Annotated in this window: 14 protein-coding genes; 7 read left to right on the top strand and 7 right to left on the bottom strand. The window is 71.4% G+C overall.

From position 1 onward, the window contains the following. Window positions 1–37 precede the first annotated feature (37 nt). Both OHT51_RS16310 and OHT51_RS16305 read right to left on the bottom strand, forming a co-directional pair. On the bottom strand, window positions 38–586 hold the full coding sequence (locus tag OHT51_RS16310; protein ID WP_328879677.1) for a TetR/AcrR family transcriptional regulator: 549 nt from the start codon (window positions 584–586) through the stop codon (window positions 38–40). Between the two features lie 212 nt (window positions 587–798). After that, the gene (locus OHT51_RS16305) at window positions 799–2,571 is read right to left on the bottom strand and encodes an acetyl/propionyl/methylcrotonyl-CoA carboxylase subunit alpha (RefSeq protein ID WP_328879676.1); all 1,773 of its coding nucleotides are present in this window, start codon (window positions 2,569–2,571) and stop codon (window positions 799–801) included. 364 nt (window positions 2,572–2,935) lie between these two features. Between OHT51_RS16305 and OHT51_RS16300 the strand changes: the two genes are divergently transcribed. After that, window positions 2,936–3,451: a hypothetical protein gene (locus OHT51_RS16300; RefSeq protein WP_328879675.1), complete on the top strand. Its 516-nt coding sequence runs from the start codon at window positions 2,936–2,938 to the stop codon at window positions 3,449–3,451. Here OHT51_RS16300 and OHT51_RS16295 read toward each other — a convergent pair. Continuing rightward, a complete protein-coding gene (locus OHT51_RS16295; RefSeq protein ID WP_328879674.1) occupies window positions 3,420–4,040 on the bottom strand; it encodes a Maf family protein in 621 nt (206 codons plus the stop codon). The two genes, OHT51_RS16300 and OHT51_RS16295, sit on opposite strands and share 32 nt — an antisense overlap. Before the next feature lie 31 nt (window positions 4,041–4,071). Beyond that, complete coding sequence (gene mmpB / locus OHT51_RS16290) at window positions 4,072–4,200, bottom strand: morphogenic membrane protein MmpB (RefSeq protein ID WP_328424162.1); 129 nt, start codon at window positions 4,198–4,200, stop codon at window positions 4,072–4,074. Window positions 4,201–4,321: 121 nt separating this feature from the next. Between mmpB and OHT51_RS16285 the strand changes: the two genes are divergently transcribed. Next, window positions 4,322–5,452 carry an SGNH/GDSL hydrolase family protein gene (locus tag OHT51_RS16285; protein WP_328879673.1) on the top strand — a complete coding sequence of 377 codons (1,131 nt, stop codon included), beginning with the start codon at window positions 4,322–4,324 and terminating at the stop codon, window positions 5,450–5,452. Here OHT51_RS16285 and OHT51_RS16280 read toward each other — a convergent pair. Together OHT51_RS16280 and OHT51_RS16275 are read right to left on the bottom strand one after the other, a co-directional pair. After that, window positions 5,449–5,658 (bottom strand): acyl-CoA carboxylase epsilon subunit, encoded by a 210-nt coding sequence (locus OHT51_RS16280; RefSeq protein WP_328879672.1) that lies wholly within the window; start codon window positions 5,656–5,658, stop codon window positions 5,449–5,451. The two genes, OHT51_RS16285 and OHT51_RS16280, sit on opposite strands and share 4 nt — an antisense overlap. Window positions 5,659–5,675: 17 nt before the next feature. Beyond that, a complete protein-coding gene (locus tag OHT51_RS16275) occupies window positions 5,676–7,307 on the bottom strand; it encodes an acyl-CoA carboxylase subunit beta (protein WP_328879671.1) in 1,632 nt (543 codons plus the stop codon). Between the two features lie 110 nt (window positions 7,308–7,417). Here OHT51_RS16275 and OHT51_RS16270 point away from each other — a divergent pair, with 110 nt between their 5' ends. After that, on the top strand, window positions 7,418–8,278 hold the full coding sequence (locus OHT51_RS16270) for a biotin--[acetyl-CoA-carboxylase] ligase (RefSeq protein ID WP_328879670.1): 861 nt from the start codon (window positions 7,418–7,420) through the stop codon (window positions 8,276–8,278). A 97-nt stretch (window positions 8,279–8,375) separates the two neighbouring features. Beyond that, window positions 8,376–9,503, top strand: a complete 1,128-nt coding sequence (locus OHT51_RS16265) for an adenylate/guanylate cyclase domain-containing protein (protein WP_328879669.1) — start codon at window positions 8,376–8,378, stop codon at window positions 9,501–9,503. Window positions 9,504–9,510: 7 nt separating this feature from the next. On the opposite strand, the gene OHT51_RS16260 is transcribed toward OHT51_RS16265, so the two are convergent. After that, complete coding sequence (locus tag OHT51_RS16260; RefSeq protein WP_328884336.1) at window positions 9,511–10,161, bottom strand: hypothetical protein; 651 nt, start codon at window positions 10,159–10,161, stop codon at window positions 9,511–9,513. Between the two features lie 215 nt (window positions 10,162–10,376). Here OHT51_RS16260 and OHT51_RS16255 point away from each other — a divergent pair, with 215 nt between their 5' ends. The 3 genes from OHT51_RS16255 to hutH all read left to right on the top strand — a co-directional run bounded on the left by OHT51_RS16255 (window position 10,377) and on the right by hutH (window position 14,067). Continuing rightward, window positions 10,377–11,177 carry an enoyl-CoA hydratase/isomerase family protein gene (locus OHT51_RS16255; RefSeq protein WP_328879668.1) on the top strand — a complete coding sequence of 267 codons (801 nt, stop codon included), beginning with the start codon at window positions 10,377–10,379 and terminating at the stop codon, window positions 11,175–11,177. A gap of 108 nt (window positions 11,178–11,285) precedes the next feature. After that, window positions 11,286–12,434 (top strand): GGDEF domain-containing protein, encoded by a 1,149-nt coding sequence (locus tag OHT51_RS16250; protein WP_328879667.1) that lies wholly within the window; start codon window positions 11,286–11,288, stop codon window positions 12,432–12,434. A 94-nt stretch (window positions 12,435–12,528) separates the two neighbouring features. After that, a complete protein-coding gene (gene hutH, locus OHT51_RS16245; RefSeq protein ID WP_328884335.1) occupies window positions 12,529–14,067 on the top strand; it encodes a histidine ammonia-lyase in 1,539 nt (512 codons plus the stop codon). Window positions 14,068–14,117: the final 50 nt, after the last annotated feature.

Here is a 14,117-nt window from a genome sequence, read left to right as displayed (position 1 = left end):
CACGCGGCGGAGCCGCACATCGATACAGCCTCGCCCCCTAGGCCGGCTTCAGTCCCCGCAGCGTCAAGTGCAGCAATCTGTCCGCCAGGTCCGGGTCTCCCGGCGTTTCCTCCGCCGCCAGTGCGATCGCGTGGGTCAGCTGAAGCAGGTCGTTGATCGAGACGTCCGGTCTCACGGCGCCCGACTCCTGAGCCCGGGCCAGCAGTGCGCCCCCCGCCTCCCTGATCGGGCCGCTGCACTGGGCCAGGGCCGAGGTGTTGTCGTACGAGACGGACATCAGGGACCTGGCCAGGCCGCGGTACTCGCCGGCGTGGGTGACCATCTCGCGCAGCCAGGTCACCAGGGCCGCGCAGGGCTCTGGGGCGTGCAGGAGTTCGCGGGACCGGGTCAGCAGGTCGCCGACGGCGTCCTCGAAGACCGCGCTCAACAGGGCGTCACGGTTGGGGAAGTGGCGGTACAGCGTGCCGATCCCGACGCCCGCGCGGCGGGCCACGTCCTCCAGCGACGCGTCCGTGCCGTGGGCGGCGAAGGCGGACCTGGCCTCGGCCAGCAGGCGCTCATGGTTGCGGCGGGCATCGGCGCGCATGGCACGCGGCTGTGCCGGCGGTGTCGCCGCCGTGCCTGAGTTCCCCGCACTCTCGCGCGAGGTCGCGCCCACCATGACTCCCACCTGCCCTCTCACGCGCCCTTGGCGTGCCTCCAGGATGCCATCGCGCCCGGCTGCAACGAGGCGCCCGGCGGACTGTGCGTTCCAGTCCGCCGGGCGCCTCGGATGCCGTAAGGCTTGTACCGGGTGTGTCAGTCCTTGATCTCGCAGATGGGCGCGCCGGACGTGAGCGACGCGCCGACCTCGGCCGACAGGCCCTTGACGGTGCCGGACTTGTGGGCGTTGAGCGGTTGTTCCATCTTCATCGCTTCGAGTACGACGATGAGGTCGCCTTCCTTGACCTCCTGGCCTTCCTCGACGGCGACCTTGACGATGGTGCCCTGCATCGGGGAGGCGAGGGTGTCGCCGGAGGCGGCGGGGCCGGACTTCTTGGCCGCGCGGCGCTTGGGCTTGGCGCCGGCGGCCAGGCCGGTGCGGGCCAGGGTCATGCCGAGCGAGGACGGGAGGGAGACCTCCAGGCGCTTGCCGCCGACCTCCACCACGACCGTCTCGCGGCCGGCTTCCTCGTCAGCCTCCGCGTCTGCGGGGGTGGCGAAGGGCTTGATCTCGTTGACGAACTCGGTCTCGATCCAGCGGGTGTGGACCGTGAACGGGTCGCTGGAGCCGGTCAGTTCCGGCGCGAAGGCCGGGTCCTTGACGACCGCGCGGTGGAACGGGATCGCGGTGGCCATGCCCTCGACCTGGAACTCGGCGAGGGCGCGGGCGGCGCGCTGGAGCGCCTGCTGACGGGTGGCGCCGGTGACGATCAGCTTGGCGAGCAGGGAGTCCCACGCCGGGCCGATGACCGAGCCCGACTCGACGCCGGCGTCCAGGCGGACGCCCGGGCCGGTCGGCGGGGCGAACGTGGTGACCGTGCCGGGGGCGGGCAGGAAGTTGCGGCCCGGGTCCTCGCCGTTGATGCGGAACTCGAAGGAGTGGCCGCGCAGCTGCGGGTCGTCGTAGCCGAGTTCCTCGCCGTCGGCGATGCGGAACATCTCACGCACGAGGTCGATGCCGGTGACCTCCTCGGTGACCGGGTGCTCGACCTGGAGGCGGGTGTTGACCTCCAGGAAGGAGATCGTGCCGTCCATGCCGACGAGGAACTCGACGGTGCCGGCGCCGACGTAGCCGGCCTCCTTGAGGATGGCCTTGGAGGCGGAGTACAGCTGCGCGACCTGCTCCTCGGAGAGGAACGGGGCGGGGGCTTCCTCCACCAGCTTCTGGTGGCGGCGCTGCAGCGAGCAGTCACGCGTGGACACGACCACGACGTTGCCGTGCTGGTCGGCCAGGCACTGGGTCTCGACGTGCCGGGGCTTGTCGAGGTACCGCTCCACGAAGCACTCCCCGCGCCCGAACGCCGCCACCGCCTCACGGACCGCGGAGTCGTAGAGCTCGGGCACTTCCTCCAGCGTGCGGGCGACCTTCAGGCCGCGTCCGCCGCCGCCGAAGGCGGCCTTGATCGCGATCGGCAGGCCGTGTTCCTCGGCGAAGGCGACGACCTCGTCGGCGCCGGAGACCGGGTCGGGGGTGCCCGCGACGAGCGGGGCGCCGGCGCGCTGGGCGATGTGCCGGGCGGCGACCTTGTCACCGAGGTCGCGGATGGCCTGCGGCGGCGGGCCGATCCAGATCAGGCCGGCGTCCAGGACGGCCTGGGCGAACTCGGCGTTCTCCGACAGGAAGCCGTAGCCCGGGTGGATGGCGTCCGCGCCGGACTCGCGTGCGGCCTTGAGGACTTTTTCGATGTCCAGATAGCTGCTTGCCGGGGTGTCACCGCCCAGGGCGAACGCCTCATCCGCAGCGCGGACATGCAGAGCGTCGCGGTCCGGATCCGCGTAGACGGCCACGCTCGCGATCCCGGCATCCCGGCAGGCCCGGGCCACGCGGACAGCGATTTCGCCACGGTTGGCGATGAGCACCTTGCGCACGATTGAGGCTCCCTCCTTGAAACAAGCCGAGTTTAGGGACTGCCGACACGCCACATCGACCCGTCCCCAGTGGTGAGCTTGCCCACACGGAGCGTGATTCCAGGCTCGCTCGACCTGCGAAATCCCATGTCGCGCCTCGGCACGCAGGTCTCTCCCGGAAAACCCTAGCCCTCCTCTGTGGTCAAGGTCTCTGTCATCACGTGCTGCGGGCCACTCGGTTTCTTTGTGGAATCCCTACGAATGGCCCAATGATTCTTTGCCCTCGACCGAACCCTTGTCCCGGGGTTTACCCGTTAGTAGCGTTCGCGATGTAGTTGAACGTACTTGGGGTAACAGCGCGGAGCTCGGAAGTGGGTGGGGCCCGGTGGTGCGCAGACCGGTGGCGTGGGTGGTGGCGGTCGTGCTCTTCACGGAGGCGCTCGGCATCGCCGCTGTGAACTGGTTCCTCGGGGTCGTCGTCGACCGTCAGGACATGTCCTTGGCGGGGCTCGACCCGAACGTGATGTCGGTGTCCTCGAAGGTCGGCGGCCTGGTCTTCGGCGCCTACTTCGCGCTGTGCGGCCTGGTCGCCCTGCTCGTGGCCGTGCGCGACCGCGCCCCGGCCGGCTTGGGTCGCATCCTGCTGATCAGCGCGGCCGTGGTGCACGCCCTGCTGGGCGCGTTCGCCTGGGGCCTGGTGGGCTGGACGGCGTTCCTGTTCATGGTCGTCGTGCTCGGCCTGATAGTGCTGCTGCTCATGACGTACGACGCCCACGGTGCCGCGGGTGAGCCCGCCGACGCCGCTCCCGACGGGGGCAAGGGCGGCGACGGCTCCCCGGCAGCAGGCTCCCCGGCGGGAGGCTCTCCGGTCACGCCTCCGCCGGCGCCCACAACTCCGTGATCCCGATGCCCAGGTGCGCCAGTAGCCGGCGCACCAGCGGCAGGCTGATGCCGATCACGGTGCCGTGGTCGCCGTCGATGCCGTCGATGAACGGGGCCGAGCGGCCGTCGAGCGTGAACGCCCCGGCGACGTAGAGGGGTTCGCCGGAGGCGACGTATGCGGCGATCTCCTCGTCGGTCGGCTCGCCGAAGCGGACGACGGTGGAGGCGGTGGCCGAGGTGTACCGGCCGGTCGCGGTGTCGTAGACGCAGTGGCCGGTCTGCAGCGTGCCCGCCCGGCCGCGCATCGACTTCCAGCGTGCCGTGGCCTCCTCGGCGTCGGCCGGCTTGCCCAGGGCCTGGCCGTCCAGGTCCAGGACCGAGTCGCAGCCGATCACGATCGCGCCCATGACCTCGGGCTTCGCCGCCACGACGGAGGCCTTCGCCTCGGCCAGGGCCAGGGCAAGCTCGGCGGGGGTGGGCGCGGTGACGGCGTCCTCGTCGACGCCGCTGACGATGACCTCGGGAACCAGGCCGGCCTGGCGCAGGAGATTCAGCCGGGCGGGGGACTGGGAGGCGAGGACGAGCCGGCGACGGGGCTGATCAGTCATGCGGTCAGCGTATCGGCGTGCCCGGCCGGACTCACCTCAGACCGAGCACGATCATCGTGAGCACCATGGCCAGCGCCATGAGAACGCCCAGCCGCCGCAACATCTCCTGCGTCTCGCGCAGTTCCTCGGGCGGCTCGTTCTCGGGGTCGGACCACAGCATGCCTTCCATCGTCGGTCGGCGGTTCGCGGCGGCGCCTGAGTACGCATACTCAACTTTCCCCCAAACGGTGCTACTGTTCCATTAGCTAAAGGGATTCCAGTTCCGTTTGGAAGGTCGTGCCATGTTCACCACTTCCTGGACCGCATCACCTCAGCTGCCCAGCGAGGGCTTCACACCCAACTGGTCCCGCGAGGGCTTCTGGCGCCAGTCGCTACGGCAGGTCGTACGGCTCTCGGCGGGAGGCGGCCGGGTGCGGGTGCGGCTCTCCCACGCGTACGGCACGTCGCCCGTCCGGATCGCGGGTGCGAGCGTGGGGCGTACGGCCGCCGGGGCAGCCGTGGAGCCGGGCTCGCTCACGCGGCTCACCTTCGGGGGTGCCGGCGAGGCCGAGATACCCGCGCGCGGGGAGCTGGTCAGCGACGACGTCCCCCTCGCCGTCGCCGCCGGTGAGTCGGTGACCGTCACGCTCCACTTCGACACCGCCACCGGCCCCGCGACCTTCCACGCCCAGGCCTTCACGACCAGTTACCGGAGCGAGGGCGATCGATCGGCGGAGCGCGCAGGCGAGGGCTTCGACGCGGCGACCGAGTCGTGGTACTTCCTGTCGGCCGTGGAGGTCGACGCCTGCCGTACGGACGCCGTCGCCCTCTTCGGCGACTCGATCACCGACGGGTTCGGGTCGACGCCGGGCGCTGACCGGCGCTGGTCGGACGTCCTCGCCGAGCGCACGGGGCGGCCGGTCCTGAACGCGGGGATCGGCGGGAACCTGCTGCTCAACGACTCGGCGTGGTACGGCGAGAAGGGCGTCCACCGACTGCGCCGCGATGTCCTCGACCGGCCGGGCGTGGACACGCTCGTCGTCCTGCTCGGCCTGAACGACATCGGCTTCAGCGAGACGGACGAGCAGCCGACCTACAAACCGGCGCCGGTGCTGGAGGCCGGGGAACTCATCGCCGGGCACCGGGAGTTGATACGGCAGGGCAGGGCGGCGGGAGTCAGGGTGACCGGGGCGACGCTGCTGCCGTTCGGTGGCTCGGACCACTGGGGCGAGCGGGCGGCGAAGGTGAGTCACGAGCTGAACGAGTGGATCCGCAGCTCGGGGGAGTACGACGCGGTGGTGGACCTGAACCGTGCGCTGGCCGATCCGGCGGACCCGGACCGGCTGCGTCCGTCGTACGACTTCGGCGATCACCTGCACCCGAACGACGCCGGGTACGAGGTGATGGCCGAAGCCGTGTCAACGGCCCTTTAGCCGGGCCAGTACGTGCGCGCCCACGTCGACGGACCCGGCTGCGGCAGCCGGTGCGCGGCGATGCGGGACGGGTCCGACCACCCGTCCCGCGGCTTGGGTGCGCCGGGCGGCGTGGCTGCTGCCGCCGCGGCGCGGGCGCGGACCACCGCCAGTGCGGCGGCCAGCTCCTCGGGTGTCGGGTTGCCCCGGAGGACCTTGATGTTCATGACGGCTCCCAGCAGGCCTAGAGGGGGATGTTGCCGTGCTTCTTCGGGGGCAGGGATTCCCGCTTGGTGCGCAGCTGACGCAGACCGCGCACGACATGGCGGCGGGTCTCGGACGGCATGATCACCGCGTCGACGTAGCCGCGCTCGGCCGCGACGTAGGGGTTGAGGAGCGCGTCCTCGTACTCCTGGATCAGCCGGGCGCGCACCGCCTCGGCGTTTTCGGGGTTCTCGCCGCTCGACTCCGCCTCGGCGATGGTGCGCCGGTGCAGGATGTTGACCGCGCCCTGGGCGCCCATGACGGCGATCTGGGCGGTGGGCCAGGCCAGGTTGAGGTCGGCGCCGAGGTGCTTGGAGCCCATGACGTCATAGGCACCGCCGAAGGCCTTGCGGGTGATGATCGTGATCAGCGGGACCGTCGCCTCGGCGTAGGCGTAGATCAGCTTGGCGCCGCGGCGGATGATGCCGTCGTGCTCCTGGTCGACGCCCGGGAGGAAGCCGGGCACGTCGACGAAGGTGATCACCGGGACGTTGAAGGCGTCGCAGGTGCGCACGAAGCGCGCGGCCTTCTCGGAGGCGGCGATGTCGAGACAGCCGGCGAACTGCATCGGCTGGTTGGCGACGATGCCGACCGGGCGGCCCTCGACCCGTCCGTACCCGGTGACGATGTTCGGCGCGAACAGCGGCTGGGTCTCGAAGAACTCGGCGTCGTCCAGGATGTGTTCGATCACCGCGTGCATGTCGTACGGCTGGTTCGCGCTGTCCGGGACCAGCGTGTCCAGCTCCAGGTCCTCGGCAGTGAGGGTGAGGTCGGCCTCCTCGGGGAAGGCCGGGGGCTCGGAGAGGTTGTTGGACGGCAGGTACGACAGCAGCTGCTTGACGTACTCGATGGCGTCCTTCTCGTCGCCGGCCATGTGATGCGCCACGCCCGAGGCGGAGTTGTGGGTGCGCGCGCCGCCCAGCTCCTCGAAGCCGACGTCCTCGCCGGTGACCGTTTTGATGACGTCCGGGCCGGTGATGAACATGTGCGAGGTCTGGTCGACCATGATCGTGAAGTCGGTGATGGCGGGGGAGTAGACCGCACCGCCCGCGCAGGGCCCGACGACGAGCGAGATCTGCGGGATCACACCGCTGGCGTGGGTGTTGCGGCGGAAGATCTCGCCGTACGCGCCCAGCGAGGCCACACCCTCCTGGATGCGGGCGCCGCCGGAGTCGTTGATGCCGATGACCGGGCAGCCGGTCTTCAGCGCGAAGTCCATGACCTTGACGATCTTCTGGCCGTAGACCTCGCCCAGCGCGCCGCCGAAGACGGTGAAGTCCTGCGAGAACACGGCGACGGGGCGGCCGTCGACGGTCCCGTACCCGGTGACGACACCGTCGCCGTACGGGCGGTTGGCCTCCAGGCCGAAGTTGGTCGAGCGGTGCCGGGCGAACTCGTCGAGCTCGACGAAGGACCCCTCGTCGAGGAGGAGGTCGATGCGCTCACGGGCCGTCAACTTGCCCTTGGCGTGCTGCTTTTCGACGGCGCGTGCGGAGCCGGCGTGCGTCGCTTCCTCGATGCGGCGCTGGAGATCCGCGAGCTTGCCCGCGGTGGTGTGGATGTCGATCCCTTGGGACTCGTGGATCTCGTGACGCTCTTCCGGCTCGGACATCGGGATGGCGCTCCCTGCCTGCTCAAAAGGGGGGACGGTTACTCATCCGTAGAGTAGTGGGGGGCCTACGAATCAGCAGTGCGGCGTTTCACACACCTAGGGTGGCTTGCATGACGCCGCGAGATGCATCAGACGACAGCCGTTGGTCCGACCTGGACCGTCCACCGCTGAACGCCGCCGCACTACGGCGCGGGCTCATCCGGGACGACGGGCTGTGGCGCGAGGTGGAGCTGGTGCAGCGCACCGGCTCCACCAACACCGACCTGGTGGGCCTGGCGACCGACGGCAAGGCGGTCGAGGGCTCGGTGCTGGTCGCCGAGGAGCAGACGGCCGGCAAGGGCCGCCTGGACCGCACCTGGACGGCACCGCCCCGCTCGGGGCTGTTCTTCTCCGTGCTGCTGAACCCGGCCGAGGTGCCGGCGGCCCGCTGGGGCTGGCTGCCGCTGCTCACGGGGGTCGCCGTGGCGACGGGCCTGTCGCGCGCGGCAGGCGTCGACACCGCACTCAAGTGGCCGAACGACCTGCTGGTGACCGTCGGTGGCGAGGAACGCAAGGCCGGCGGGATCCTGGCGGAGCGGGCCGGGGACGAGGGTGTGGTCATCGGCGTCGGCATCAATGTCACGCTGCGTGCGGACGAGCTGCCGGTGCCGCAGGCGGGCTCCCTGGCCCTCGCCGGGGCCGTGAGCACGGACCGGGATCCCTTGCTGCGGGGCATCCTGCGCTCGCTGGAGGAGTGGTACGGACGGTGGCGGGCCGCGACCGGGGATCCGGTGGTGAGCGGGCTCCAGGAGACGTACGCGGCGGGGTGCGCGACGCTGGGGAGAGTGGTGCGGGCCGAGTTGCCGGGACATCGGTCGATCATGGGGGAGGCCGTCGCGATCGACGGTGACGGGCGGCTGGTGCTGGCGACGGCTGAGGGCGTGCAGGAGCCGGTGGGAGCAGGCGACATCGTGCACTTGAGGTTGGCGTGACTTCGCCTACCGGGCTTCCGGAGTGAGGTGGCCCACACCTGCCGTAAAGTGAAGGCCGGTCGATTACTGACCGCGGCAGATCGGAAGGGCAGCAGGCGTGACCGTCGACGACACGGGCTCCGGCGCGGGCGAGGACGGCCGGGTGGATTCCCCCGACGCCGACCCCGGCGAGGATCCGCTCGCGCTGCGCCTCGAACAGCTCATCCTCGGTGCCGAGCGGCGCTACACCCCGTTTCAGGCGGCCCGTAGCGCCGGTGTCTCCATGGAGCTGGCGTCCCGGTTCTGGCGGGCCATGGGCTTCGCCGACATCGGGCAGGCCAAGGCGCTGACCGAGGCCGACGTCCTGGCGCTCAGGCGCCTCGCCGGTCTCGTCGAGGCGGGGCTGCTCAGCGAGGCCATGGCCGTGCAGGTGGCCAGATCCACCGGGCAGACCACCGCGCGTCTGGCCGACTGGCAGATCGACTCGTTCCTGGAGGGACTCACCGAGCCGCCGGAGCCGGGGATGACGCGGACCGAGGTGACGTATCCCCTGGTCGAGCTGCTCCTGCCCGAACTGGAGGAGTTCCTCGTCTACGTCTGGCGCCGCCAGCTCGCCGCCGCGACCGGCCGGGTCGTGCAGGCCGCCGACGACGAGGAGATGGTCGACCGGCGGCTGTGCGTGGGCTTCGCGGACCTCGTCGGGTTCACGCGGCTGACCCGCCGGATGGAGGAGGAGGAACTCGGCGAACTCGTCGAGGCCTTCGAGACCACCGCGGCCGACCTGGTGGCCGCGCGCGGCGGGCGACTGGTCAAGACGCTCGGCGACGAGGTGCTCTTCTCGGCCGACGACGCGGCGGTCGCCGCCGAGATCGCCCTGCGGCTCATCGAGACGATGGCCAACGACGAGACGATGCCCGAGCTGCGCGTCGGCATCGCCTTCGGCACGGTGACCACCCGAATGGGCGATGTCTTCGGTACGACCGTGAACCTCGCCTCGCGCCTGACGTCGATAGCTCCGCGTGACGCCGTCCTCGTCGACAGTGCGTTCGCCGAGGAGCTCATCCGATCGGGTGAGGCCCCGGCCTCTGAGGCGGAGGCGGCGGAGGCCGCTCTCGCGGCGGAGAAGGAAGGCGAGGAGTCGCCGGTGTACCGGTTCGCGCTGCAGCCGATGTGGCAGCGGCCGGTGCGAGGGCTCGGGGTCGTCGAGCCCTGGCTGTTGACGCGGAGGGCGTTGCCGGCGGACTGAGCGCCGTTCAGCCGCCGTCGGCCAGGTGGTCCACGCAGAGGCCGATGATCGGGATGCACACCCTCCCGTCGTCGGAGTCGTCCGGCCGTGGGGCCGGGGGGTTCGATGCGCTCTGGCTCGGGGTCGGGATCTCGGTGGGGGCCGGGGCCGGTTGCTGCGCCTGCCCGGTCGTGGCCGGTGGGTCCGGTACGGGAGTGGGCGCCGCGGCGTCGTCCGCCGGGCGCCCCCGGTCGTTGGGCGGCGTGGTGGCAGGGCTGTTCGTGGTCGGTACGACGATCGTGCCCGTCGTCGGTGTCGTTCCCAGGCCGCCCATGGCGGAGGTCGCTGACGGGCTCGGCTTCGGGGAGGTCGTCGGGATCGTGGCGGCGGCGTTGGTCGCGCCGTCCGTGTCCGTACCGGGGACCGGGGTGGGGTCGGCTTCCGCTGCGCCGAGGCCGGTGACGCCGGAGTCGGGGGTCAGGCGTACGAGGCTCAGCGCGCCGGCGGCCAGGGCGAGGCCTCCCGCCGCGAGGAGGACCTTGCGGGGGCGGGGCCGGCGATGGCGGCCCCGGGGGCCGAAGAGGCGGCTGACCGCCTCGGTGTCCGCCGGTGCCTCGCTCGCTTCGGCACTCCGCGCCGCCGCGCCTCTGGCCTGCGGTCCTTCCGCCGTCACACCCATCACGACCCCTCCCAACGCGCTCGCGCCCCCAATGCGCTGTGGCTCGCGCACGTTATGTGCTGTCGTTGGCGGTAGGGCGGGAGTTGGGCGGGATGTCACTCGAACGGGGTGTCGGGACTCGACTCGGGAACCGCTCACGGTGGGCCTTTCCCCGGCGGGGTCCGGCTGCGATGATCGGGGCGAGTGTTGTTAACCCGCGTTAACCGGAGGGTGTCATGAGTGAGGAGCGGTACGGGGAGTTCGTGCTGGTGCGCAGGCACGGGCCCGGACATGTCGCGGAGCTCGTACTCGACCGGCCCAAGGCCATGAACGCCGTGTCGACGGAGATGGCCCGTTCGATCGCGGGGGCGTGTGCGGCACTGGGTGCGGACAACGGTGTACGGGCCGTCGTCCTGACCTCGACGCATGAGCGGGCGTTCTGTGTCGGTGCGGATCTGAAGGAGCGGAACTCCTTCAGCGATGCGGATCTGGTGCGCCAGCGGCCGGTGGCGCGGGGTGCGTACACGGGGGTGCTGGAGTTGCCGGTGCCGACGATCGCGGCGGTGCACGGCTTCGCGCTGGGGGGCGGCTTCGAACTGGCGCTGTCCTGCGATGTGATCGTGGCCGACCGTACGGCCGTGGTGGGGCTGCCCGAGGTGTCGGTCGGAGTGATTCCGGGGGGTGGCGGCACGCAGTTGCTGCCGCGGCGGGTGGGCGCGGCCAGGGCTGCGGAGCTGATCTTCACCGCGCGCCGGGTCGAGGCCGTCGAGGCCCGGGAGCTCGGGCTGGTGGACGATCTGGTGGAAGAGGGGCAGGACCGGGAACAGGCGCTGGCCCTCGGGGCTCGGATCGCCGTGAACTCGCCGGTCGGGCTGCGGGCCGCCAAGCGGGCGCTGCGGATCGGGCACGGTATGGACCTGAGGGCCGGGCTGGAGGTCGAGGACGCGGCCTGGCGGGCCACGGCGTTCTCGGGGGACCGGGCGGAGGGGGTGGCCGCGTTCAATGAGAAGCGGAAGCCCGAGTGGCCGGGCGAGTGAGGGCGGCCGGGCGGAGTGACGGTGTCTTGCGGCTTGTGGACCGGCGCTGAGCTCCCCGTTCGCCACACCAAAGTCCCAAATCATGGCAAACCTCCCTAACCTGGAGTGATGGGCGAGGACACACGGCTCGCGGCCGTAGTGGCGTTGGCGCAGGGGATGGCGGCGGTGCACACCCCGCGGGAGTCCTGGCGTGCTGCGGCGTTCGGGGCGTGTCGGGCGCTGGCCGGGAGTTTTGCCGCGCTGTCGGTGTGGGAGCGGGAGCTCGGGCGGTTGCGGGTGCTGGTCAACGTCGGGGACCGCACCCAGGGGGAGGAGGAGTTCCCCGGTGATGAGGCCTATCCCGTGCATCAGTTCCCGGAGATCACCGAGTTCCTGCACGAGCGGTGGGCCGCCGGCGGGGAGCCCAACGCCTGGGTGGAGACGGCCGAAGGCCCCGCAGCCGGGCAGCCCGGCTACTGCCACCAGCGGGTCGCCGCCCTGCGGCGTCGGGGGCGGGGGTGCTGTGTCGTCGCGCCGATCGTGCTGAACGGGCGGGCGTGGGGGGAGCTCTACGTGGCCCGGTCCGCAGGGGCTCCCGTCTTCGACCGCGGGGATGCCGACTTCGCCACCGTGCTCGCCTCCGTCGTGGCCGCGGGCCTTGCGCAGAGTGAGCGGCTGGAGGAGGCGCGGCGGCTGGCGTTCACCGACGCGCTCACCGGGCTCGCCAACCGGCGTGCCGTCGATGTGCGGTTGGAGGAGGCCATCGAGCGGCATCGCAGGGACGGGGTCGTGGTCAGCCTCGTCGTCTGTGACCTCAACGGGCTCAAGCGGGTCAACGACACCCAGGGGCATGCGGTGGGCGACCGTCTGCTGGAGCGGTTCGGGTCGGTTCTGTCGTTGTGCGGCGCCATGCTGCCCGGCGCTCTCGCGGCGCGGCTCGGCGGTGACGAGTTCTGTCTGCTGGCCGTCGGGCCGGCCGCCGACGACGTGGTGAAGGCCGCGGATGAACTGTGCCGTCGGGCCGCCGAGTTGGAGCTCGGGGAGGGGGTGGCGTGCGGGGTCGCGTCCACGGAGGACCCGATCGGGGCCGTGGGTTCTGCCCGGCGGTTGTTCCGGCTGGCCGATGCCGCGCAGTACCAGGCCAAGGCCGTACTGTCCGACAGGCCCGTGATCGCCGGTCGGGAGGGGCCGGACGACCCGGTCGTACGCCTCGCCGACGCGGAGCCCTCCGGGGAGGGGGCGGTGGAGCGGCGGCGGTTCCGTGGGCGGCTGCCGTGAGCGGCTGGAACGGTGCCGACCGGCGTGTAAGGGGTGTACCCCCCACCCACTAGTGACATCTTCGTCTTCACTGCGTACGCTCCTGAATATGGATATGCACACTGTGGTGGTGGGGACGTCCGGGGTCACCGCGTCCGACGTCCTTGCCGTGGCGCGGGGTGGGGCCCGGGTCGAGCTGTCGGAGGAGGCGGTCGCGGCGCTGGCTGCGGCTCGCGGGATCGTGGATGCGCTGGCTGCCAAGCCCGAGCCCGTCTACGGCGTGTCCACCGGCTTCGGCGCCCTGGCGACCCGGCACATCAGCCAGGAGCTGCGGGCGCAGCTGCAGCGCAACATCGTTCGTTCGCACGCGGCGGGGATGGGGCCGCGGGTGGAGCGGGAGGTCGTACGGGCCCTGATGTTCCTGCGGCTCAAGACCGTCTGCTCGGGGCACACGGGAGTACGGCCGGAGGTCGCGCAGACCATGGCCGACGTGCTCAACGCCGGGATCACACCGGTCGTCCACGAGTACGGCTCCCTCGGCTGCTCCGGTGACCTCGCTCCCCTTTCGCACTGCGCCCTCACTCTGATGGGGGAGGGGGACGCCGAAGGTCCGGACGGGAGTGTGCGGCCCGCCGGTGAGCTGCTTGCCGCGCACGGCATCGCCCCCGTCGAACTGCGTGAGAAGGAGGGGCTCGCCCTCCTCAACGGCACCGACGGCATGCTCGGCATGCTCGTCATGGCCCTCGCCGACCTGGACGCGCTCTACAAGTCCGCCGACGTCACCGCCGCGCTCAGCCTCGAAGCGCTGCTCGGTACCGACAAGGTGCTCGCGCCCGAACTGCACGCCATCCGGCCGCACCCGGGGCAGGGCGCCTCCGCCGCCAACATGCTCGCCGTGCTGAAGGGTTCGGAGCTGACCGGGCATCACCAGGACGACGCGCCCCGCGTCCAGGACGCCTACTCGGTGCGCTGCGCCCCGCAGGTCGCCGGCGCCGGGCGGGACACCCTGGCGCACGCACGGCTCGTCGCCGAGCGGGAACTCGCCTCCGCCGTCGACAACCCGGTCGTGCTGCCCGACGGACGTGTGGAGTCCAACGGCAACTTCCACGGGGCGCCCGTCGCCTACGTGCTCGACTTCCTCGCCATCGCCGTCGCCGACCTCGCCTCCATCGCCGAGCGTCGTACCGACCGGCTGCTCGACAAGAACCGCAGCCACGGGCTGCCGCCGTTCCTGGCCGACGACGCCGGTGTCGACTCGGGGCTGATGATCGCCCAGTACACGCAGGCGGCACTGGTGAGCGAGCTGAAGAGGCTGGCCGTTCCGGCGTCCGCCGACTCGATTCCCTCCTCCGCCATGCAGGAGGACCACGTCTCCATGGGCTGGTCGGCCGCACGCAAGCTCCGTACCGCCGTCGACAACCTCACGCGCGTCCTGGCCATCGAGCTCTATGCCGCCACCCGCGCCATAGAACTGAGGGAGGGGCTCGCCCCCGCGCCGGCCTCGCAGGCGGTCATCGACGCCGTACGGAATGCCGGGGTCCAGGGCGCCGGGCCCGACCGGTTCCTGGCACCCGACCTCGCCGCGGCCGACGCGTTCGTGCGCGCCGGGGAGCTGGTCGCCGCCGCGGAGAAGGTCACCGGCCCGCTCCAGTGACAAGCGAAGGGGCCCTGTCGTACGACCGACAGGGCCCCGATGTGTCTTGA

This window comes from Streptomyces sp. NBC_00299 (assembly GCF_036173045.1).
GTDB classification, from domain to species: domain Bacteria; phylum Actinomycetota; class Actinomycetes; order Streptomycetales; family Streptomycetaceae; genus Streptomyces; species Streptomyces machairae.
Note: the sequence above shows the minus strand (reverse complement) of the source record. Positions and strands in the feature narration are given on the sequence as shown.

Bases quoted from the DNA above. Each gene is read 5' to 3' on its own strand.
- OHT51_RS16310 (WP_328879677.1), bottom strand. From the start codon at position 586: ATGCGCGCCGATGCCCGCCGCAACCATGAGCGCCTGCTGGCCGAGGCC.
- OHT51_RS16295 (WP_328879674.1), bottom strand. From the start codon at position 4,040: ATGACTGATCAGCCCCGTCGCCGGCTCGTCCTCGCCTCCCAGTCCCCC.
- mmpB (WP_328424162.1), bottom strand. From the start codon at position 4,200: ATGCTGTGGTCCGACCCCGAGAACGAGCCGCCCGAGGAACTGCGCGAG.
- OHT51_RS16285 (WP_328879673.1), top strand. From the start codon at position 4,322: ATGTTCACCACTTCCTGGACCGCATCACCTCAGCTGCCCAGCGAGGGC.
- OHT51_RS16280 (WP_328879672.1), bottom strand. From the start codon at position 5,658: ATGAACATCAAGGTCCTCCGGGGCAACCCGACACCCGAGGAGCTGGCC.
- OHT51_RS16275 (WP_328879671.1), bottom strand. From the start codon at position 7,307: ATGTCCGAGCCGGAAGAGCGTCACGAGATCCACGAGTCCCAAGGGATC.
- OHT51_RS16270 (WP_328879670.1), top strand. From the start codon at position 7,418: ATGACGCCGCGAGATGCATCAGACGACAGCCGTTGGTCCGACCTGGAC.
- OHT51_RS16260 (WP_328884336.1), bottom strand. From the start codon at position 10,161: ATGGGTGTGACGGCGGAAGGACCGCAGGCCAGAGGCGCGGCGGCGCGG.
- OHT51_RS16255 (WP_328879668.1), top strand. From the start codon at position 10,377: ATGAGTGAGGAGCGGTACGGGGAGTTCGTGCTGGTGCGCAGGCACGGG.
- OHT51_RS16250 (WP_328879667.1), top strand. From the start codon at position 11,286: ATGGGCGAGGACACACGGCTCGCGGCCGTAGTGGCGTTGGCGCAGGGG.
- hutH (WP_328884335.1), top strand. From the start codon at position 12,529: ATGCACACTGTGGTGGTGGGGACGTCCGGGGTCACCGCGTCCGACGTC.